Here is a 20,629-nt window from a genome sequence, read left to right on the forward strand (position 1 = left end):
GCACGGCGTGGCCAGACCCTTCGGTGGCGTCAGGCGGCAGGCAGCAGGAGCATCGCGGCGGCGGATCCGGCCAGCATGAACGGGCCGAACGGAATGGCGGATTTGAGGCTGCCGCGCCGGGTGGCGAGCAGTCCGAGGCTCCACACGCCGCCCAGGAGGAAGGCTGCGAACGTTCCGGCGAACACGTGCCCCCAGCCAAGGTAGCCCAGGTACATGCCCAGCACACCGGCCAGCTTCACGTCACCGAAACCCATGCCGGGCGGATACACCAGGCGGAGGAGGAAGTAGAACAGCCACAGCACCGCTCCCCCGGCGAGGATACGGCCGCCGGGCAGGCCGAAAAGCCTGGCACCGCCGTCGGGTACGGCCGCAGAGTCCGCCCCTGCCACCAGGACCGTAGCCACCGCAGCGAGCAGGAGCACCCCGGCCACCCCATAGGAGGGGAAAACGATCCGGTTGGGCAGCAGGTGGTGGCGGACGTCGATCACCGTGAGGCGGACTGCCATCACCGCAAAATAGAGGCATGCCGCCAGCACCAGCCAGAACGCGAGGGGGGTGTCCAGCCACAGGTCGCCGAGTCGTCCGATCACCCTTCGGATGCTACTGGAATTCCCCTGCCCGCCCCACCGGGTCCGCGTAAACTGTGGATATGTCAGCCTGGGATTCCCGGCGGCGCCCGGACCCCGCCGGCGGCGCCTCCCCTTCAGATCCCCCCGCCATGTTCCGCAGCCTGTGCCGGTCCTCTCCGTGGAAGTGGCAGTCACTTCGCTTTGAGTACTGGGATGAGCCATTCGACGCAGCACCGGCTCCGGGGGCTTCCCTGGTCCGGGCGTGGCTGCGCCGGCCCGGTGCGCTGCGGCTGGAGAGCCCCGAAGGACTGGTCCTCCACAGCACCACGGGAATCAACGATTCCCGTGACGGCCTCTACGTCAGTTCCACCCGCAAGTCCTGGCTCCTCCCGCCCCACCTTGTCTCACCGGTGTACGGCGCGGCCGGACTGGTGAAACGGCGTCCGGAGGCAGCGTACGGCGAGCCCGGGTTCGGCAACGGACGGTTCTCCGCTGCACTGGACCCGGTGGAGCTTGCCGGCAGCGCCCCTGCGCCGCTGGAGTTTCCGGGCAGCAATCCGGTACTGGTGGAGGACGTGCGCACCCTGGACCACGAGGGCAGGCCTGCCGTGGAGGCCGTGGTGGTTCCCACCCCCGCATACCAACCCTGGGATCCGGCGGCTCCCCTGTGCCTTGCGGGCCGCACCCTGATACGGGTGGACCTTGGCACGGGCGTCTGTGTGGCCAGCCGTTCGCTGGAGCACGACACCGGGGGCTACGGACACTGGCTGCGGATCCTCGGCGTTGACGAATACATGCTGGACGACCTCTTCCTCGCCGAGTCGATGAACCTCACCGATGTCCGACGCCACATCAGCTGGGATGTGCCCGCCTGACGTGACAGGCAACGGTGAACGCCATCGGCTAGGCTTCGCGGATGATTAGCATGAGCTCCATCTGGCCGCTGTACGACCTGAAGCTGACCACTCCACGGCTGGAGCTGCGGCCCGTCACTGAACAGGACATCCCGGCAGCCGTCGACGCCGCCCGCAGCGGCATCCACGAACCCGGCCGGAACCCCTTCAGCACGGCATGGGCAGAGGCTCCGCTGGCGGAAATGGGGCCGCGGATGGCCCAGTGGCAGTGGCGTCTCCGCGCCGAATGCACCCCGGAGTCCTGGACTCTGCTCCTGGGTATCTGGCACGAGGGGCAGTTCATCGGCTGCCAGGACGTGGGCGCCAAGGACTTCGCACTGTTGAAGACCGTCTCCACCGGATCATGGCTCAAGCAGTCCGTGCAGGGCCGGGGCCTGGGCGCAGAGATGCGTGCCGCCGTCGTGCTCTGGTCCTTCGACTGGCTGGGCGCCGACGTGGCCGAATCCGAAGCCGCGGACTGGAACGCGGCTTCCCTCGGCGTCTCCCGCGCCCTCGGCTACAAGCCCAACGGAACCACCCGGAAGGCGTGGGGCACGCAAGTGGAGACGGTCCAGAAAGTCCGGGTCACGCCCGAAACCTTCAAGCGCCCCGACTGGACCCTCCAGGTAGAAGGCCACGAAGCAGCGGCCAAGTTCCTGCACGTCACCTGAGTGCAGGCCAGTGGTTCGGCTCGTCCGCCCCGAGTCCTTCGCCGTCGCTTAGACACCTCCCGACGCGCTGCTTCGGTCGCTGGGCGACCTGCACACCGCTCTAGTCGGCGATGCGCTCCTACACGAAGGACTCGAACCGGACGTGTGCGCGGGTGCGCCTTCCGGCAGCGTGCGTCAGAGGCGAGGAACGAGCCAGCACGCAGGGGAAGGGGCACCCGCGCACACCCAGCTACCCCTCTAGGAGTTCCGTTACCAGGGCTGCGATCGGGGACCTTTCCGAGCGGGTGAGCGTGATGTGGCCGAAGAGCGGGTGGCCTTTCAGGGTTTCGACGACGGCGGCGACTCCGTCGTGGCGGCCGACGCGGAGGTTATCCCGCTGGGCGACGTCGTGGGTGAGCACGATCTTCGAGTTCTGGCCGATGCGGCTCATGACTGTCAGCAGGACGTTCTTTTCGAGGGACTGGGCCTCGTCCACGATGACGAATGCGTCGTGCAGGGAACGGCCGCGGATGTGGGTGAGGGGCATGACCTCGAGCATTCCGCGGTCCATGACTTCCTCCACCACTTCCTGGCTGACGAGCGCGCCCAGCGTATCGAAGACGGCCTGGGCCCAGGGGTTCATCTTTTCGGACTCGGAGCCGGGCAGGTAGCCGAGTTCCTGGCCACCCACGGCGTAGAGGGGACGGAATACGATCACCTTGCGGTGCTCGCGGCGTTCCAGAACTGCTTCGAGGCCCGCACACAGGGCCAGGGCCGACTTGCCGGTGCCGGCCCGCCCGCCGATGGAGACGATGCCGACGGAAGGGTCCATCAGCATGTCGATGGCCAGCCGCTGCTCGGCGGACCTGCCATGAAGTCCAAACACGTCCCGGTCGCCCTTGACAAGGCGCACCTGCTTGTCGGCACCCACCCTGCCCAGGGCGGAGCCCCGGTTGGACAGCAGGACCAGCCCGGTGTTGACCGGCAGTTCCGCGGCCGCGGGAATGAACACCGGTTCGTGGCCGTAGAGGGTGGAAATCTCCTCCTCGTTGGCCTCGACTTCGGCAACCCCGGTCCAGCCGGAGTCCTTGACCAGCTCGTTGCGGTACTCATCCGCTGTCAACCCCATCGCTGAGGCCTTGACGCGCATCGGCAGGTCCTTGGACACCACGGTGACGTTCTTGCCTTCGTTGGCGAGGTTCTTCGCAACGGCGAGGATGCGGCTGTCGTTGTCGCCGCTGCGGAACCCGAGCGGAAGCACCTCGGCGGAGATATGGTTGAGCTCCACAGTGAGGGTCCCGCCGTCGTCCCCGATGGGGATGGGCTGGTTCAGGCCGCCGTGCTTGACCCGCAGGTCGTCGAGGAGCCGCAGGGCCGTGCGGGCGAAGTAGCCCAGTTCGGGGTCGTGGCGCTTTGCTTCGAGCTCAGTGATGACCACGATGGGGACGATGACTTCGTGTTCTGCGAACCGCAGCAGCGCCCGGGGGTCCGAGAGGAGGACGGAGGTGTCGATCACGAAGGTGTGGATCAGGGAATCCCTTCCGGAGACGGCAAAACCGGCCGCAGCATCAGTTGCTGCGCCGGTTTTTTCAGTGGCTCGCACAGTGCGAGAGGTAGCTGTTCCTGCCTGGCCTGAAAGGACCTCATGCAGTTTTTCAGAAGTAGCCACATCGACTCCAGCCCCGGGCCCCAGCCCGGCCTTGTTATTGGTGAGGCGGCTCGGCCATGAGGCCGGGTCCGGCCTCCCATACAACCGGTGCGATGTTCCGCTCCATGTACTGGCCTCCCCGATCAGCCGGCGGTTTGCCTGCTGATGGATATAACGTAAATCCACCCCCCGGCATTTCCGCAACCATTACGCGGCGATTCCTGTTGCGGTGTTGTGAACACCGGGTGAACCGGGAGTGTCAGGAGCCGAAGCGCCGTTGCCGGCCCGCGTAATCCCGCAGTGCCCGCAGGAAGTCGACCTTGCGGAACGCCGGCCAGAGGGCCTCGCAGAAATAGAACTCGCTGTAGGCGCTCTGCCACATGAGGAACCCGGAGAGCCGCTGCTCGCCGGAGGTGCGGATGACCAGGTCAGGGTCAGGCTGGCCGCGGGTATAGAGGTACCGCGAGATGTCATCAACGCTGAGTTCATCGGCAAGCTGGTTGATGTCGGCACGCTTGGCCACGGCGTCATGCAGCAGTTCACGGACTGCATCCACGATCTCCCGGCGACCGCCGTATCCCACGGCCACGTTGACATGGATCTTTTCGTGGACGGGCGTCCGTGCCGTCAGTTTGTTCAGGCGCTCGGCAAGGTAGCCGGGAAGCAGCTCCGGCGCACCCATGGCGTGAACGGAAATGTTCTCGTCCTCGTCCAGCCGGTCCAGGGTGTTGGCGATGATGCCCATGAGGAGGTCCAGTTCCTCACTGGACCTGTTCATGTTGTCCGTGGACAGCATGTACAGCGTCACCACTTTGACGCCGAGCTCCTGGCACCAGCCCAGGAACTCATGGATCTTATCCGCGCCCGCCTGATGGCCCTGGCTTGTGGGTGCATTGAACTGCTTGGCCCAGCGACGGTTCCCGTCCACCATCACACCGATGTGCCGCGGGATGCGGTCCCGGGAAAGGTCCTTGAGCAGCCGCCGCTCGTAATAGCCGTAGAGGAACCCGGGCAACTCCACGCGTCCACTCACCTGACTTCCTCGCTGTTCGTACTTGCACATCCTAGGCTACCGCCCGGGCGGCGCATGCCGGCCGAAGGGGCCCCGCGGGGGGCTGCAAGCGCAGTTACCGATGAGTAACTTACCGGAACGTAGGTTATTCTGGACTCATGAACAGCGACTCTTCCGAGGCTCCGCGCACGCCGCAACCGGAGGATGAAAAGCCCGCTCCGCCGGAAAACACTCCGATGGACGATGCCGCCGTCCGGCTGGCCGAGCTGCTGATGATCAAACCGAAGTGGCGCGGCTGGATCCACACCGTAGCGGCCCCGTTTGCCCTGGCCGCGGGTATCGTCCTGGTGATCCTGGCCCCCACCGCCGACCGAAAAATCACATCGGCCATCTACGCCGCCACTGGCGTGCTGCTGTTCGGCGTCAGCGCCGTGTATCACCGCGGCAACTGGTCACCGGTGGTGAAGCGGGTCCTGAAGCGGCTCGACCACACCAACATCATGCTGGTCATCGCCGGCAGCTACACTCCCCTGGCTTGGACCCTGTTGGAACGGCAGCAGGCCGTCCTCCTGCTCTGGATCATCTGGTCCGGCGCCATCCTGGGGGTATTGTTCCGGCTGCTGTGGACTGATGCGCCGCGCTGGCTGTACGTGCCCATCTACATTGCGCTGGGATGCGGCGCGCTGTTCTACTTGCCGCAGTTTTTCCAGGCGAGCGTTCCAGCAGCCATCCTCATCTGCGTGGGCGGCGCGCTCTACATCACGGGGGCTGTGTTCTACGCCCTGAAAAAGCCGAACTTCAGTTACAACCACTTCGGCTTCCACGAGCTTTTCCACGCCTTCACGGTCTTTGCCTTCGCCGCCCATTTCACGGCCATCGCCATAGCCGTACTGGGCTGACCGTTACGCCCCGCCAGGGTCCGTGGGGAAGCGCCTAATCCCGTGGCAGGGAGTTGCCCTGGGTGGAGCCGTTTCCATTGGTGTCCCGGGATGCCTGCGGAGCCGTGGGTTCTTCGCGGGCTTCCTCAGCCTCGATGTCCGCTTCGGCAGCAGCAGCGATGCGCTCCTCCTCCACCTGCGCCCGGTACCGGACGCGCCGGATCCGCCGGACCATGTCCACGATGAGCAGCGCCGTGGCCACAACGAAAAAGGCAGTCATGATGAAGCCCAGCAAGCCGGGCGTCACCTGGTCCTCCGTGATCCCGTCGCGCAGGGTTGGAGTGGGCATCGGCGTGGGGGTTGTGGCCAGTCTGAGGAGCAAGTTTTGCACGTGTAATACCTTCAAAGGATCGGGTTGCAGCCGGACATATGTCACGCCCGAAGCGCTGGAGGCTCACTTCTACGCGGCATAGAAATCGCTGCCGTTTCTATCTTAGCCCGGCAAACAGGTCCGTCTCGGGCAGTTCGGAGGAGACCCGCGACTTGATCAGGGAGTAGTCCTCCCATGGCCAGGTCCGCCGCTGCATGTCTGCTGACACGGCGAAGAAGAACCCCAGGGGGTCCACCTGCGTGCGGTGGGCGCGGAGGGCGTCGTCGCGCACCTCGAAAAAGTCTCCGCAATCCACCTGCGTGGTGGTGGCATGTGCTGCGGGCGGCGGAGTGTGCCCCTCCGCATCGGACTCCAGCCACGCTGCGAGGCGTTCCGCATACGGTGACTGCAGCCCGGCTTCCTCGAGCGCGAAATGTAACGCACGGAAGCGTTCCGGGCTGAACGCGCGGTCGTAGTACAGCTTTCCGGGCTCCCAGGGCTCCCCCGCTTCGGGGTACCTGCCGGCATCGCCGGCGGCATCGAACGCTTCCACTGCCACTTTGTGCGCCATGATGTGGTCCGGGTGGGGGTAGCCGCCGTTCTCATCATAGGAGAGGATGACGTGCGGCTTAAAGGACCGGACCAGCCGCACCAGAGGTGCCGCGGCATGGTGCAGCGGCAGCGTGGCGAAGGAGCCTGCCGGAAGGGGCGGAAGCGGATCGCCTTCGGGCAGGCCAGAGTCCACGAACCCCAGCCAGCGCTGCCGGATGCCAAGGATCTTTGCCGCCCGGTCCATCTCCAGGCGCCGCGTGCCCGCCATGTCCCGCTTGGGGTGCGGCTCGCCTTCCACGGCAGGGTTCTGGATGTCGCCGCGCGATCCGTCGGTGCAGGTGGCCACCATGACCTCTACGCCGGCGGCAGCGTACATGGCCATCGTGGCAGCGCCCTTGCTGGACTCGTCATCCGGATGGGCATGCACTGCGAGCAGCCGAAGCGGTGCCGGGGATGTGCTGGACGCTGTCATGGAAGGACGGCTCCTCATTCTTCGTGGTGTGTGGCGGTGCAGGGTTGTGGCGGTATGCGGGCGGACGGACAGCGCCGTCATGGCCGGTGCAATTGGCCACCACAGGATGGGCACTAAACTGGTCTGGTGACTTCCCCGGACCAGCCGGCCCCATCCGCGCCCGCAGACTCTAGCCTAGCCAATCGATATGGTGGCCAAAAGCGCAGCCTGACGCCCGGCGTCAAGCGCGCCATCGCGGGCGGGGCCCTCGCCGTCGGTATTGGTTTCCTGGCATGGGTCTCCACGTCGAATTCACTGTCGGCGGTCAGCTTCAAGGACGTCGGTTACAGCACACCTGATGCCACCGTGGCCGAGGTGGACTTCCAGGTGACACGCGAGCCCGGCACTCCCGTCAAGTGCGCCGTGAAGGCCCTCGATTCCAGGTACGCGGTAGTTGGCTGGAAGGTGGTGGACATTCCCGCCGATGCTCCTGAGGGAACACAGGGAACGGCCGACGGCGGCAGGACGGTTTCCCAGCGGGTCACGGTCCGCACGGAGTCGCTGTCCGTGTCCGGCGTTGTGGACAGCTGCTGGGCCACGAACGGATCCGGCCAGAAGGTGTGATGTGGGCCGCTTGCTTGTTGGGATAAATCCGGGGGTTTGACTACAATGGATCAATACCTTCACCCCGCTGAGCTGGTTGCTGTTCCACAAGTGGCCACCGTGGCGGGGTCTTTTGCATGTAGGACCACTAGAGGAGAAGTCCGTGTCTACCACCAACAGCGCAGCTGCAGCCTGGCTCACCCAGGAAGCTTTTGACCGCCTGAAGGCAGAGCTGGACCACCTTTCCGGCCCCGGCCGGGCGGATATTGTCCAGAAGATCGACGCTGCCCGCCAGGAGGGTGACCTCAAGGAAAACGGCGGCTACCACGCTGCCAAGGAAGAGCAGGGCAAGATCGAGGCCCGCATCCGCCAGCTGACTGTGCTGCTTCGGGACGCCCACGTGGGTGAATCTCCCGCCGATGACGGCATCGTTGAGCCCGGCATGATCGTAGTGGCCCGGATTGCCGGGGACGAAGAGACCTTCCTGCTCGGATCCCGTGAGATTGCCGGCGATTCGGATTTGGACGTCTTCAGCGAGAAGTCCCCCCTGGGTTCTGCCATCCTTGGCCACAAGGAAGGCGAGACGCTGAGTTACGTTGCGCCCAACGGCAAGGACATCAAGGTGGAAATCCTGTCCGCAAAGCCTTACGCAGCCTAGTTTTTCCTGAGCTGCCAAAGCGCCTGCCGCCCTTGGGGCGGCAGGCGCTTTTCTGTTTTCGCTGATCGGGCGGCAGCTACAGGGGAATTGCGCGGTCCCGCTGCCTGTCGGCGCCCGAACGCGGGCGGAGGATCAGTGCGGCAACCACTCCCCCGGCGGCTCCGCCAAGGTGGGCCTGCCAGGAAACGAGGCCGGACACGATGGGCAGCAGGCCGAACAGGATGCTGCCATAGCCCATGAACAGGACCACGGCCAGGAGGATCTGTTTCCAGCTGCGGTTGAAGAAGCCGCGGACCAGGAGGAAGGCAAAGAGTCCGAAGACAAGGCCTGAGGAGCCTACGGTGATTCCGCCGTCGCCGATCAGCCAGACGGTGATTCCCGATCCCAGCCAGCTGAGCGCGAGGGCAGTCAGGAAAACCCGGAGACCGGAGAGGAACACCAGGAAGCCAAAGATGATGAGCGGCAGGCTGTTGGACAGCAGGTGGTTCAGGTTGGCATGCAGCAGTGGAAACGTGAAGATGTCGAGGAGCCCGTCCGCGCTCCGGGGCCGCAGTCCGAACGTGCGCGTCAGCGACCCCAGCGTCAGCGTGTTGAACAGCTCAATGACAAAGAGGAGTGCCACGAACCCGCCCAGGACGAGCAGCCCGCCCTTGGCGCGCGCCGCCGTCGTCTGCCGCTCCCGGAAGTCCCCGCTCCGCATCAGGCCAGCCACGCGTACTCCTAGTGCACCACGATGGGCTGGAATCCTTCGGCACGGAGCGCGCTGAGGACTTGCTCACCGTGCTGGTGGCCCTTGGTCTCGAGGTTCACGGTGATGGAGACGTCGCCCATGCTGATGGAGCCACCCACGCGGGTGTGGTCCAGGCCGGTGACGTTGGCATCGTTTTCGGCGATGATCCTGGCGATGGTTGCCAGCGAGCCGGGACGGTCATCCAGCATCATGCGGACGGTCATGTATCGCCCGGCTGCGGAAAGGCCGCGCTGGATGACCTTGAGCATCAGCATGGGGTCGATATTGCCGCCGGACAGTACGACGGCGGTGGTCCCCGGGTTTTCGATCTTGCCGTCCATCAGGGCTGCTACGCCGACAGCACCGGCGGGCTCCACGACCATTTTGGCGCGTTCCAGCAGGAAGATCAGCGCACGGGCCAGCGAATCCTCGCTGACCGTCACAACGTCGTCCACGAGTTCGCGGATGATGCTGAACGGCAGCTGCCCTGGCCGGCCCACGGCGATGCCGTCAGCCATGGTGGACACCTTCTTCAGCGGAACCAGGGCGTCGGCGGCCAGGGAGGGAGGGTAGGCCGCGGCGTTTTCCGCCTGCACCCCGATGATGCGGATGTCCCGGCCGAGTTCCTTGGCCCGGGCTTTGATGGCGACGGCGACCCCGGCCAGGAGACCGCCGCCGCCAACGCCCATCAGGACGGTGTCCACGGTGGGGATCTGCTCGAGGATCTCCAGGCCAACAGTGCCCTGGCCGGCCACCACATCAACGTTGTCGAAGGGGTGGACGAAGACTGTCCCCGTTTCGTTGCTGTACCGCTGGGCCTCGGCCAGCGCCTCGTCCACGTTGTGGCCGTGCAGGATCACTTCGGCACCGTGGCTGCGGGTGGCTGCGAGCTTCGGCAGCGCAACACCGAGGGGCATGTAAATGCGGGCCTTGATCCCCAGGCTTTTCGCTGCCACGGCAACGCCCTGGGCGTGGTTACCTGCGGACGCCGCCACGACGCCGCGTTTCTTCTCTTCGGGCGACAGGCGGGCCATGCGGACGTAGGCGCCGCGGACCTTGAAGGACCCTGCGCGCTGGAGGTTCTCGCATTTGAAGTAGACCTCGCCGCCCACCTGCGCGCCCAGCGCACGGGACGATTCCACTGGAGTGCGCGCAATAATCCCGTCAAGCAGCTTCTGCGCCTCAAGGACATCGTCCAGCGTGACGGGAAGGGTTTGCAGGATGTTCACGTACTACTCTCCTCTTGGTTCGTCCCCGGCGCCCCGATGGGATGCGGAGTGGGCACCGCGGTGTTCAGCTGTGGTGCCGGCAGACGTGCCGCCTTCGCCGCCAAAGTCCTTGGGCGGTTCAACGTCTTCAATGGTGTTGTCCTCGCCAGCCGGAGCTGTCAGGGGCCTCCCGGCAATCACCGGCACCTGTTCATGTTCCCATGTTCTGGCTGCGATGTAGCGAATGGCCGAGTTTGCTACGGCCAGGATGGGTACGGAAAACAGTGCACCCGGGATGCCGGCAAGGTACGAACCGGCGGCAACGCTGAGGATAACGGCTACCGGGTGGAGCGAAACGGCCTTGCCCATGACCAGCGGCTGCAGGATGTGGCCTTCCAGCTGCTGGACCGCAAGGACGATGGCGAGCATGATCAGCGCATTCACGGGGCCGTTGGCAACCAGCGCCAGCAGGACGGCAATCACACCGGTCACCAGGGCACCCACCACCGGGATGAATGAACCCAGGAACACCAGCACGCCCAGGGGAAGAGCCAGCGGGACACCGATGATCGCGGCGCCCACGCCGATGCCGATCGCATCCACAGCGGCAACGAACATCTGGATACGTGCATAGCTGACCATGGAGGCCCAGCCCTTGCGTCCGGCGCCGAAGGTGGCGGCCCGCGCCCGCCGCGGAAGCAGCCGCACCAGGAACGCCCAGATCCGGTCTCCCTCGAGCAGGAAGAAAATGAGGATAAACAGGGCCAGGAGCAATCCGGCGGCGAAGTGTCCGGCGGTACTGCCAAAGGAGAGGGCGCCACTGAGGATGCTGCTGCTGTTGTTCTGCAGTGCGTCGCTGGCTTCCTTGACGTACTGGTCGATCTGGGCCGCCGTCAGGTGCAGCGGCCCGTCGGAGAGCCACGTCTGGACCTGCCGCACGCCTTCGAGCGCCTGCTGCCACAATTCACCGAAGCCGATGACCAACTGCCGGCCGACGAGGGCCAGCGCACCGGAGATCACGGCGATAAAGCTTAGGACCGTGACGGCGACGGCAAGGCCGGCGGGCAGTCCGCGCCGCTTCAACCAGACCGTGACCGGGCTCAGCAGCCCCGCGAGGAGCGCCGCCACCATCACCGGGATGATCAGGAAGGTGATGTGGCTCAGGAGCCAGATCAGCGTGCCGGCCATCAGGAGGATGAGGCCCAGGCGCCAGGACCAGGATGCGGCAATCCGCACACCGTACGGGATGTCCCGGTCCAGCTCACGGTCCGTCAGGACGCGGAGGGGTGCCGCCGCGGCGGGGGCTGGAGATGGCCTGGACTGGGTGGCGTCGTCCTCATTGGGCGTCATAAGGAAACTCTAACCGCCCGTGGCGGCGTGGTAGTCGATTCCCCACTCCATGGCGAAGGACTCCCCGGGTTCGAGCCAGCGCAGGCCGTCACCGGAGTTGAAGGCGTTGGCCGGACCGGTCATCGGCTCTACGGCGAGCGCCCGGCTGCGGCCGGGGTAGACCGTGCTGACGAAGACGTGGACGTACTGGCAGGATTCGTCCTGCCAGAGGCTGACGCTGCGTCCGTCCGGACCGGCCAGCACGTGGCGGGCCTTGCCATCCTCATACCCGAGGCCGGTGAGTGCGACGTCGACGCTGAGGCCGCCGATGGTGCGGCCGGCGCGGAAGTCGGTGTCGCCGTCCACGGGTGCGGAACTGCGGGGTATCAACCGCTCATCGGCGATGAGCTGGGTGTCGGCCTGGACGGTCAGTACCAGTTCCTCGGCCGGTGCGTCTCCCAGCCGCAGGTAGGGGTGCGCGCCGAGGACGAACGGCGCAGCTGCTGCGGCATGGTTGGTCAGGCTCTGGCGGACTGCGAGTCCCAGGTCTGCGGTCAGCTCGTACCGCACGAGGTGCCGCACCAGGAACGGGTACCCGTGCTGCGGAAAGACCGTGGCTTCCAGGGAAACGGAGTATGGCGATTCGTCCACCAGGGTGTAACCGACATTTCTGAGCAGGCCGTGGCTGGCGTTGTTCCGGGATACCTCAGTGATGTCCAGCTGCTGCTTCTTGCCGTCCAGGACCCAGGCGCCGTCCTCCACCCTGTTGGCCCAGGGCGCCAGGGTGATTCCTGCGCCCCCGGGCGGGATGACGTCATCGCCGTAGGTCTCGGTCAGGAGCACGCCGCCCCGGCTGTAGGAGCGGAGTCCGGCGGCGAGCTCGGTGATGACGGCAACGGCGTCGCCGCGGCGAAGTTCGTATTGGCGACCTGAGGCAAAGGCGCGCAACTGCGGACTGGTGGTGGCGTCCTGGGACGAAGACTGGGTCATGTGCCTTACCGTACCGCGCGCCACCAGTCGCGCCGAACGGTCAATGTTGCTTTTTGTTCTTAACTATTCTTTTTTGGTTGAACATGCGAAAATATTTCCCATGACAGCGATCACCAGCACCAGACTCTCCGACGGCCGGGAGCTGATCTATTTTGATGACCCGGGCACCAATGCGGCGAGGGCCACGGGGCCCACCGACCAGCGCGGCCTGCCACCCCGGGGCGAGCCCGGTGAGGTCCGCTTCGATGCCCTTACGGACGAATGGGTGGCAGTGGCGGCGCACCGCCAGACCCGTACCCACCTTCCGCCTGCGGACCAGTGCCCCATCTGCCCCACCACGCCTAACAACCCGTCCGAGATTCCTGCGGCCGACTACGACGTTGTGGTCTTCGAGAACCGTTTCCCGTCCCTCGGCCCCGCACTCGGTCCGGTTCCGGAAAACGCTGCCTGGGGAACCAAGGGCCCGGCCTATGGCCGCTGCGAAGTAGTGTCATTCACGCCCGAGCACACGGGCTCCTTCAGCACCCTCAGCGAAACCCGCTCCCGGACGGTGATTGAGGCCTGGGCCCAGCGCACGGAAGCGCTCAGCTCACTGGCGGGCATCAAGCAGGTGTTTCCTTTCGAGAACCGCGGCGCAGATATTGGCGTCACCCTCCACCACCCGCACGGCCAGATCTACGCCTACCCCTATGTCACTCCCCGGGCGGGCGTGCTGGGTTCAGCCGCCCTGCGCCATTACGGGAAGCACGATGGCCGCGAAACCCTGACCGGTTCCCTCCTCAAAGCAGAACGGCAGGACGGCAGCCGGATGGTCATGGAAGGCGAGAACTTCAGCGCCTACGTCCCCTTCGCCGCCCGCTGGCCGCTTGAAATCCACCTGGTCCCCCACCGCCACGTTCCGGACCTGGCGGCCCTGAGCGGGGAGGAGAAGGACGAGCTTGCCCAGGTCTACCTGGACCTGCTGAAGCGCGTGGATGCCCTGTACCCCACGCCCACCCCGTACATCTCCGCCTGGCACCAGGCTCCGCTGGAGCCCGAACTCCGCGCCTCCGGATACCTCCACCTTCAGCTGACCTCACCCCGGCGCGCTGCGGATAAGCTGAAATACCTTGCCGGATCCGAGGCAGCCATGGGCGCCTTCATCAACGACACCACACCGGAAAGCGTGGCCGAGCGGCTGCGCGCAACGGTTCCGGCACCTGCCACTGCGGCCGCCGAGGCCGCTCCGTCCCAAGGAGTTCCCGCTTGAGCGCCGCACCCCACCCCACCGCCGATTCAGCCGCCCCAGGTACACAGGACCTGGCTGCCCGCTTTGCCCGGGAGTTCGGCGCCTCCCCGGCAGGCATCTGGCAGGCACCGGGCAGGGTCAACCTGATCGGTGAGCACACTGACTACAACGAGGGCTTCGTGCTGCCGTTCGCCATCGACCGGACTGCCCGGGTAGCGGTGGGCATCCGCCCGGACTCCACCGTGCGGCTGCTGTCAACGTACGGTGACCAGGGCATGGTTTCCACCACGCTCAACGCCCTGGAGCCGGGCTCGGCCAAGGGCTGGACCAAGTATCCCCTCGGCGTGATGTGGGCCCTCCGCGAGCGCGGCATTGACGTTCCCGGAATCGACCTGCTGCTGGACTCGGATGTTCCGCTCGGCGCAGGCCTGTCCTCGTCGCACGCGATCGAGTGCGCGGTGGTCACCGCCCTCAACGAGCTCACCGGCGCAGGCCTGGCAGCGGAAGACATGGTCCTGGCCACGCAGCGGGCCGAAAACGACTTCGTGGGGGCTCCCACCGGCATCATGGACCAGTCCGCGTCCCTTCGGGGCGCCAAGGGCCACGCGGTCTTCCTGGATTGCCGTGACCAAAACGCCACCCTGGTGCCGTTCGAAACGGAACCTGCGGGGCTGGTCCTGCTGGTCATCGACACCAAGGTCTCGCACTCTCACGCCGACGGCGGGTACGCCTCGCGCCGCGCATCCTGCGAACTCGGCGCCGAGGTCATGGGGGTCAAGGCGCTGCGCGACGTCCAGGTCGGTGACCTTGAGGAAGCCAGCGGGCTGCTGGACGAGGTGACGTTCCGGCGCGTGCGCCACGTAGTCACGGAGAACGACCGCGTACTGCAGACGGTCGAGCGCCTGGCCGCCGAGGGGCCCGCCGCTATCGGCACCCTGCTGGATGCCAGCCACGCATCCATGCGGGATGACTTTGAAATCTCCTGTCCGGAGTTGGACCTCGCCGTGGACACCTCGCGCGCCAACGGGGCCATCGGGGCGCGGATGACCGGGGGCGGTTTCGGGGGTGCGGCGATCGCACTGACACCCGTCGCTTCCGAAGAAAAGGTGCGTGCCGCCGTCGTCCGCGCTTTCGCCGGGGCAGGCTATGCCGCACCGGACATCTTCACTGTCTCCCCTGCAGCGGGCGCCATGCGCGTCGCCTGACAACCTGACCGGCCGGCCGGCCAACGGTTAGTCCTTTAAACAGAACAGGCCCACCGCAAGGTGGGCCTGTTCTGTTTAAAGGATCGGACGACGGCGGCCGCCGCCTTCGGTGCTAGTCGTCTCCGCGGAGGATGGCCAGCAGGCGGATGATCTCCACGTAGAGCCAGACCAGCGTGACCGTCAGGCCGAAGGCCGCGGTCCAGGAGAAGCGCTGCGGGGCGCCGCTGCGGACGCCGGCTTCAATGCTGGTGAAGTCCATGATCAGCGAGAAAGCGGCGAGGCCAATGGCAAGCAGGCCGATAACAACGCCAATCACTCCGCTGCGCAGGCCGAACGGCTCCTGAGTGACGCCGGTCAGCATCATGACCAGGTTGACCACCGAGAACAGGGCGTAACCGCCAAGGGCGATCATGAAGAAACGCATGGCCTTGGGGGTCGCACGGACCTTGCCGCTCTTGAACAGCAGCAGGGTGACGGCAAACACGGAGAGCGTGCCCACCACTGCCTGCAGGCCAACGCCCGGGTACTGGGTATCAAGGATGCGGGTCAGGCCGCCAAGGAAAAGTCCCTCAAGGCCGGCGTACGCAAGGATCAACGCAGGGGAAGGCTGCTTCTTGAACGTGTTGACGAGGGCAAGGACGAAGCCGCCGAGGGCGCCGACGATCATGAGCATCGACGCGAGCCCCAAACCGACGGTCAGGGTGACTGCCGCGCCGAGGATGACAACGCCGAGGCATGCCGCCGTCTTGACGATCACGTCATCGAAGGTCATCCGCCCGGTATCCGCCGGGCCCGCCGACGGCTGGTTGTACATGTCCTGGAGCTGGTTGTCCGTCATGCCCTGCGGCTGGGTGTTCCAGGACTGCTGGCCATAGGGTGCCTGGGCGTACGGCTGCTGGCCGTAAGCCTGCTGGCCGTAAGCCTGCTGGCCGTAAGGGGCGCCGCCGTAGGCCTGCGGGGCAGGCGGTGCCTGGGTGGCTCCACGGAAGCTCTTTCCGTTGAAGATCGGGTTTCCGCCAAGTGCCATTGCGGGATTCCTCCATGCTGGGTGTGTGATGGATCTTAAGGTTTACGCTACCAATTCCCACGTAGCCGGCTCCCCTAAAGTTCCCGCCGCCCCTCCTTGCAATACAACCGTGACCTGCGGGTGGACAGGCTGCGTGCCTGGAGACACCGCTACTCAACAAAGGTTGTTTCCCACGATCCGCGCCACATCGCAGCCGCAGGCCCCGCAGTTGTTATCCGATCGCTACCAATATGGCCTGGACCACGGCATTCACCGGTTCTGATGCGCTGTAGCATAAGCCAAGCAGGGTGACGGAACTCACACTCGTGGGTGTCGGGCGTCATGGCATTTTTCCCCGCCCTGCGACCGTTCGCAGCGGCTGCAATGGCGCGGCCTAGACCGCCCCCAAGTGGAGGTTATCAATTTGAGAAGTACACCCCAAGGCCAGCGGGCCGGAAGGCGCCTCGGTTTGCTGAGACTGTTGGGAGCCATTGGCGCTTCCATCTTCGCAATCCTCCTGGTGGCCGGACCGGCGAGTCAGGCCGCTTCCCCGTCACCGACACCATCCCCGTCGAATCAGACCTTCCAGAACAACATCAGCGGGTTCCTCCGTGACGACTCCCGCGCACCCCTGGCGGATGTGACCATCACGGCAAAGAAGGGTGATTTCACCGGCACTGCCAAGTCATCGGCCAACGGTGCCTGGAACATCGGCGTGCCGGAGCAAGGCACCTACACGGTGGAACTGGATGAATCCACGCTTCCCGAGGGCATCAAGCTGGCCGACGGCCAGGATAATCCCCGCGACGTGACGTTCAGCCAGACCTCCAACCTCTCGGTGATCTTCGCCTTCGGCAAAGGCATCGTGGTGCAGCAGCAGGACTTCGGCCAGAACCTCCTCAACCGGCTGGTGGCGGGCCTGAGCTTTGGCCTGCTCCTCGCCCTGGCATCGGTTGGCCTGTCCCTGATCTTCGGCACCACCGGCCTCACCAACTTCGCCCACGGCGAGATGGTGACCCTTGGCGCGGTCCTCGTTTTCGGCTTCAACGCCATCGGGCTTCCCTTCTGGCTATCCCTGATCCTGTCGCTGGTGGGCGGCGGCCTGTTCGGTTATGCCCAGGACCGCGGGCTTTGGCGGCCACTGCGCCGCCGCGGCACGGGCCTGGTCCCCATGATGATCGTCAGCATCGGCCTGGCCCTCGCGGTCCGCTACGTGATCCAGTTCTACTTCGGCGGCGCCACCCAGCAGCTGCCTTACGCCCAAAGCCCCGAGGTTCAGATCGGCCCGGTTTCCATTTCGCCGAACAACCTGTGGTCCCTGGGCATCAGCGCGGTGGTCATTGCCCTGATCGGCATCGTGCTGCTGAAAACCAGGCTTGGCAAGGCCACCCGCGCAGTGGCGGACAACCCCGCGCTGGCTGCCGCGTCAGGCATTGACGTGGACGCTGTCATCCGGCTGGTGTGGATCACCGGCGGCATGCTCGCTTCCCTTGGCGGCATCCTCTGGGCCTACTACCGGCCGGGCGTCACTTTCGACATGGGCTCGGCCATCCTGCTGCTCATCTTCGCCGGTGTGACCCTCGGCGGCCTGGGAACCGTCTTCGGCGCCCTGATCGGTTCCATCATCGTCGGCATTTTCGTGGAGCTGACCACCGTGTTCGGCCTCGCCGCCGACCTCAAATACGTGGGAGCTTTGTTCATCATGATCGTTGTCCTCTTGTTCCGGCCACAGGGCATCCTGGGCCGCCGCGAGCGCGTGGGTTAGGAAACAGACATGGATTTTGGCTTCATTCTTTCCAGCGCCGCCGGCGAGATCTTCAGCCCCACCACGGCCGCCTACGCCATGGCTGCCCTCGGGCTCGCCGTCCACTTCGGCTATTCGGGCCTGCTGAACTTCGGCCAGGCCGGCTTCATGGCCGTGGGCGCATACGGGTTCGCGATCTCCACCCTGACCTTCGGGGTCCCGTTCTTCGTGGGACTGCTCATCGCCATTGCCGCCTCCGCGGTCTTTGCACTGCTGCTCGGTATCCCCACCCTCCGTCTCCGGGCCGACTACCTGGCCATCGTGACCATCGCCGCCGCGGAAATCGTGCGCTACATCGTCACCACCAACCAGCTCACTGCGGTCACCGGCTCGGCCAACGGCCTGGCGGCGTTTGAAGGCAGCTTCTACGCCATGAACCCGTTCCCTGAGGGCTCGTACTTCGGCATGAACAACCGCGACTTCTTCATCCGCGTGGTGGGCTGGGCCCTGGTGGCCATCTGCTGCACCCTCGTGTGGCTGCTGATGCGCAGCCCCTGGGGCCGGGTGCTGAAGGGCATCCGCGAGGACGAGAACGCCGTCCGGTCCCTGGGCAAGAACGTCTACGCCTACAAGATGCAGGCCCTCGTCATCGGAGGCATCCTCGGTGCCTTGGCGGGCATGATCTTCACGCTGCCCCGCGGTGCCGTGCAGCCTGCCAACTACGGCACGGAACTGACGTTCTTCCTCTACACCTGCCTCCTGCTGGGCGGCCTGGGCACGGTCCTTGGCCCGGTCATCGGGGCCATGATCTTCTGGGTTGTCCTCTCCCTGACACAGGGCATCCTCTACGGCCTCATTGAGTCCGGTGCCGTTACGTGGCTGAACACCGTCCAGGCCGGGCAGCTGCGCTACATCCTGGTGGGCGTGGCCCTGATGCTGTTGATGATCTTCAGGCCGCAGGGCGTCTTCGGAAACAAGAAGGAGCTGGCGTTCGCGTGAGCATGCACAATGAAATCCCTGAAACGTCCGGTGCCGCGGCGCCGGACTACATGACCGACAGCCGCCCCATCGCAGCGGGTGAAACCGGGCCGGGCTGCAAGAAGCGGGATCCGATAGTGGTGGCGGAGAACGTCACCCGCAGCTTCGGCGGCATCAACGCCGTGGATGTGGACTACCTGGAGATCCCGCGGCACAAGATCACCGCCCTGATCGGCCCGAATGGTGCCGGCAAGACCACCCTCTTCAACCTGTTGACCGGCTTTGATACCCCCAACACCGGGAAGTGGCAGTTTGAAGGCCACAGCCTCGCGGGGGTATCGCCCTACAAAGTGGCCCGCATGGGCATGGTCCGCACGTTCCAGCTCACCAAGGTAATGGGCAAACTGACAGTCATGGAAAACATGCGTCTGGGAGCGTCCAACCAGCCCGGCGAAAGCCTCGCCAAAGCCCTGTTCAAGGGCATCTGGGGCGGCCGCGAAAAGGAGATCACGGCCCAGGCGGACGTCCTGCTGGAGAAGTTCAAACTCGACGCCAAGAAGGACGACTACGCCGCGTCGCTCTCCGGCGGACAGCGCAAGCTCCTGGAGATGGCACGGTCCCTCATGGTGCGGCCCAAGCTGGTGATGCTCGACGAACCGATGGCCGGCGTCAATCCGGCACTGACGCAGTCCCTGCTGGACCACATCAAGAACCTGAAGGCCGACGGCATGACCGTCCTGTTCGTTGAACACGACATGCACATGGTCCGGCACATCGCGGACTGGGTGGTGGTCATGGCGGAGGGCAAGGTTGTCGCCGAAGGCCCGCCCGGCGACGTCATGAAAAATCCCGCCGTCATCGACGCCTACCTCGGCGCCCACCATGACGTGGACCTCGGTGACGCCGAGGGCATCAAGGAGCTCGCTGCCGAACTCGTGGCCGACGACGAGTCCATTGTTGGAACCGAAAACGCCGGGATCATCTCCCTGGACGTTGTCGGGGACGAGGCCGGCACCGCCAGCCCGGAGGAACCGTCCCCCGGTGACGGACAACGCGGCAGGCGCGCGCACAGGGACGCCGAAACCGATGGGAACGACCACACAGACAGGGACACCCAATGAGCAGCACCAGCGCGGCACCGGCCGCCCAGCCCGTGGACGACGGCGAAGCAGTCGTCAAGGTCACCGACCTCGTGGCCGGATACATTCCGGGCGTCAACATCCTGAACGGCTGCAGCATTGAAGCCCGGAAGGGCGAGCTGATCGGCATCATCGGGCCCAACGGCGCCGGCAAGTCGACCCTCCTCAAAGCCATGTTTGGCCTGGTGAAGGTCCACTCCGGCACCGTGGTGGTCCGCGGCCAGGACATTACCGGGCTGAAGGCCAACAAGCTGGTGACCCGCGGCGTCGGCTTCGTTCCGCAGACCAACAATGTCTTTGCGGCCCTCACCATCGAAGAGAACCTCCAGATGGGCATGTTCCAGCGGCCCAAGGACTTTGCCGAGCGGTTCGGCTTTGTCACCGGGCTTTTTCCGGAACTCGGCAAGCGCCGCTCCCAGCGGGCCGGTTCCCTCTCCGGCGGCGAGCGCCAGATGGTGGCCATGGGCCGCGCGCTGATGATGGATCCCGCAGTCCTGCTGCTGGACGAGCCCTCAGCCGGGCTCTCCCCCGTCAAGCAGGATGAGACCTTCCTCCGCGTTCATGAAATCAACCGTGCCGGCGTTTCCGTGATCATGGTGGAACAGAACGCCCGCCGCTGCCTGCAGATCTGCGACCGCGGCTATGTGCTGGACCAGGGCCGGGACGCGTACACCGGTACCGGCCGGGAGCTGATGAAGGACCCCAAGGTGATCCAGCTGTACCTGGGCACCCTGGCGGACACCGTCGAGTAGTTCGAAGCACAGGCACAAAGAAGCCCCCGTCCGGAT

At 65.5% G+C, this 20,629-nt stretch carries 21 protein-coding genes; 11 read left to right on the top strand and 10 right to left on the bottom strand.

Translation table 11 applies throughout. From position 1 onward, the window contains the following. Positions 1-29 precede the first annotated feature (29 nt). Positions 30-590 carry a prepilin peptidase gene (locus OVA06_RS12200; protein WP_268158563.1) on the bottom strand — a complete coding sequence of 187 codons (561 nt, stop codon included), beginning with the start codon at positions 588-590 and terminating at the stop codon, positions 30-32. A 59-nt stretch (positions 591-649) separates the two neighbouring features. Here OVA06_RS12200 and OVA06_RS12205 point away from each other — a divergent pair, with 59 nt between their 5' ends. Continuing rightward, entirely contained in the window at positions 650-1,444 is a 795-nt protein-coding gene (locus tag OVA06_RS12205) for a hypothetical protein (protein ID WP_268158565.1), read from the top strand. Positions 1,445-1,485: 41 nt separating this feature from the next. Further along, positions 1,486-2,133: a GNAT family N-acetyltransferase gene (locus OVA06_RS12210; protein WP_268158567.1), complete on the top strand. Its 648-nt coding sequence runs from the start codon at positions 1,486-1,488 to the stop codon at positions 2,131-2,133. A 229-nt stretch (positions 2,134-2,362) separates the two neighbouring features. On the opposite strand, the gene OVA06_RS12215 is transcribed toward OVA06_RS12210, so the two are convergent. Next, the gene (locus OVA06_RS12215) at positions 2,363-3,781 is read right to left on the bottom strand and encodes a PhoH family protein (protein ID WP_056081945.1); all 1,419 of its coding nucleotides are present in this window, start codon (positions 3,779-3,781) and stop codon (positions 2,363-2,365) included. 238 nt (positions 3,782-4,019) lie between these two features. Beyond that, positions 4,020-4,781: an isoprenyl transferase gene (locus OVA06_RS12220; RefSeq protein WP_156368420.1), complete on the bottom strand. Its 762-nt coding sequence runs from the start codon at positions 4,779-4,781 to the stop codon at positions 4,020-4,022. 227 nt (positions 4,782-5,008) lie between these two features. On the opposite strand from OVA06_RS12220, the gene trhA reads away from it, so the two are divergent. Further along, the gene (trhA, locus tag OVA06_RS12225) at positions 5,009-5,671 is read left to right on the top strand and encodes a PAQR family membrane homeostasis protein TrhA (protein WP_261620622.1); all 663 of its coding nucleotides are present in this window, start codon (positions 5,009-5,011) and stop codon (positions 5,669-5,671) included. A 34-nt stretch (positions 5,672-5,705) separates the two neighbouring features. On the opposite strand, the gene OVA06_RS12230 is transcribed toward trhA, so the two are convergent. Together OVA06_RS12230 and mca are read right to left on the bottom strand one after the other, a co-directional pair. Beyond that, complete coding sequence (locus OVA06_RS12230) at positions 5,706-6,041, bottom strand: hypothetical protein (RefSeq protein WP_268158569.1); 336 nt, start codon at positions 6,039-6,041, stop codon at positions 5,706-5,708. Between the two features lie 97 nt (positions 6,042-6,138). Further along, positions 6,139-7,044, bottom strand: a complete 906-nt coding sequence (gene mca / locus OVA06_RS12235) for a mycothiol conjugate amidase Mca (protein WP_268158571.1) — start codon at positions 7,042-7,044, stop codon at positions 6,139-6,141. A 126-nt stretch (positions 7,045-7,170) separates the two neighbouring features. On the opposite strand from mca, the gene OVA06_RS12240 reads away from it, so the two are divergent. Together OVA06_RS12240 and greA are read left to right on the top strand one after the other, a co-directional pair. Beyond that, entirely contained in the window at positions 7,171-7,647 is a 477-nt protein-coding gene (locus tag OVA06_RS12240; RefSeq protein ID WP_268158573.1) for a DUF4307 domain-containing protein, read from the top strand. 142 nt (positions 7,648-7,789) lie between these two features. Next, positions 7,790-8,284, top strand: a complete 495-nt coding sequence (gene greA, locus OVA06_RS12245) for a transcription elongation factor GreA (RefSeq protein ID WP_056081957.1) — start codon at positions 7,790-7,792, stop codon at positions 8,282-8,284. Between the two features lie 76 nt (positions 8,285-8,360). Here greA and OVA06_RS12250 read toward each other — a convergent pair whose 3' ends face one another. The 4 genes from OVA06_RS12250 to OVA06_RS12265 are packed head-to-tail and all read right to left on the bottom strand — an operon-like array spanning position 8,361 to position 12,541. Then, on the bottom strand, positions 8,361-8,984 hold the full coding sequence (locus tag OVA06_RS12250) for a rhomboid family intramembrane serine protease (protein ID WP_261620623.1): 624 nt from the start codon (positions 8,982-8,984) through the stop codon (positions 8,361-8,363). A 20-nt stretch (positions 8,985-9,004) separates the two neighbouring features. Beyond that, the gene (gene ilvA / locus OVA06_RS12255) at positions 9,005-10,243 is read right to left on the bottom strand and encodes a threonine ammonia-lyase (protein WP_056081962.1); all 1,239 of its coding nucleotides are present in this window, start codon (positions 10,241-10,243) and stop codon (positions 9,005-9,007) included. Between the two features lie 3 nt (positions 10,244-10,246). Next, positions 10,247-11,572: an AI-2E family transporter gene (locus tag OVA06_RS12260; protein ID WP_268158576.1), complete on the bottom strand. Its 1,326-nt coding sequence runs from the start codon at positions 11,570-11,572 to the stop codon at positions 10,247-10,249. 9 nt (positions 11,573-11,581) lie between these two features. Beyond that, positions 11,582-12,541 carry an aldose 1-epimerase family protein gene (locus OVA06_RS12265; RefSeq protein ID WP_268158578.1) on the bottom strand — a complete coding sequence of 320 codons (960 nt, stop codon included), beginning with the start codon at positions 12,539-12,541 and terminating at the stop codon, positions 11,582-11,584. A gap of 100 nt (positions 12,542-12,641) precedes the next feature. Here OVA06_RS12265 and galT point away from each other — a divergent pair, with 100 nt between their 5' ends. Continuing rightward, positions 12,642-13,790 (top strand): galactose-1-phosphate uridylyltransferase, encoded by a 1,149-nt coding sequence (gene galT, locus OVA06_RS12270; RefSeq protein ID WP_268158580.1) that lies wholly within the window; start codon positions 12,642-12,644, stop codon positions 13,788-13,790. Further along, positions 13,787-14,974, top strand: coding sequence for a galactokinase (galK, locus tag OVA06_RS12275; protein WP_268158582.1), 1,188 nt, complete (start codon positions 13,787-13,789; stop codon positions 14,972-14,974). The genes galT and galK overlap by 4 nt, the downstream gene beginning before the upstream one ends. 112 nt (positions 14,975-15,086) lie before the next feature. On the opposite strand, the gene OVA06_RS12280 is transcribed toward galK, so the two are convergent. Beyond that, positions 15,087-16,001 carry a Bax inhibitor-1/YccA family protein gene (locus OVA06_RS12280; protein WP_268158584.1) on the bottom strand — a complete coding sequence of 305 codons (915 nt, stop codon included), beginning with the start codon at positions 15,999-16,001 and terminating at the stop codon, positions 15,087-15,089. A gap of 448 nt (positions 16,002-16,449) precedes the next feature. Between OVA06_RS12280 and OVA06_RS12285 the strand changes: the two genes are divergently transcribed. The 4 genes from OVA06_RS12285 to OVA06_RS12300 are packed head-to-tail and all read left to right on the top strand — an operon-like array spanning position 16,450 to position 20,593. Then, a complete protein-coding gene (locus OVA06_RS12285; RefSeq protein ID WP_268158586.1) occupies positions 16,450-17,745 on the top strand; it encodes a branched-chain amino acid ABC transporter permease in 1,296 nt (431 codons plus the stop codon). 9 nt (positions 17,746-17,754) lie between these two features. Beyond that, the gene (locus OVA06_RS12290) at positions 17,755-18,723 is read left to right on the top strand and encodes a branched-chain amino acid ABC transporter permease (RefSeq protein ID WP_268158588.1); all 969 of its coding nucleotides are present in this window, start codon (positions 17,755-17,757) and stop codon (positions 18,721-18,723) included. 2 nt (positions 18,724-18,725) lie between these two features. Beyond that, a complete protein-coding gene (locus OVA06_RS12295) occupies positions 18,726-19,823 on the top strand; it encodes an ABC transporter ATP-binding protein (RefSeq protein ID WP_056081982.1) in 1,098 nt (365 codons plus the stop codon). Beyond that, the gene (locus OVA06_RS12300) at positions 19,820-20,593 is read left to right on the top strand and encodes an ABC transporter ATP-binding protein (RefSeq protein ID WP_268158590.1); all 774 of its coding nucleotides are present in this window, start codon (positions 19,820-19,822) and stop codon (positions 20,591-20,593) included. The genes OVA06_RS12295 and OVA06_RS12300 overlap by 4 nt, the downstream gene beginning before the upstream one ends. Positions 20,594-20,629: the final 36 nt, after the last annotated feature.

Source organism: Pseudarthrobacter sp. SL88 (genome assembly GCF_026672455.1).
Taxonomy (GTDB): domain Bacteria; phylum Actinomycetota; class Actinomycetes; order Actinomycetales; family Micrococcaceae; genus Arthrobacter.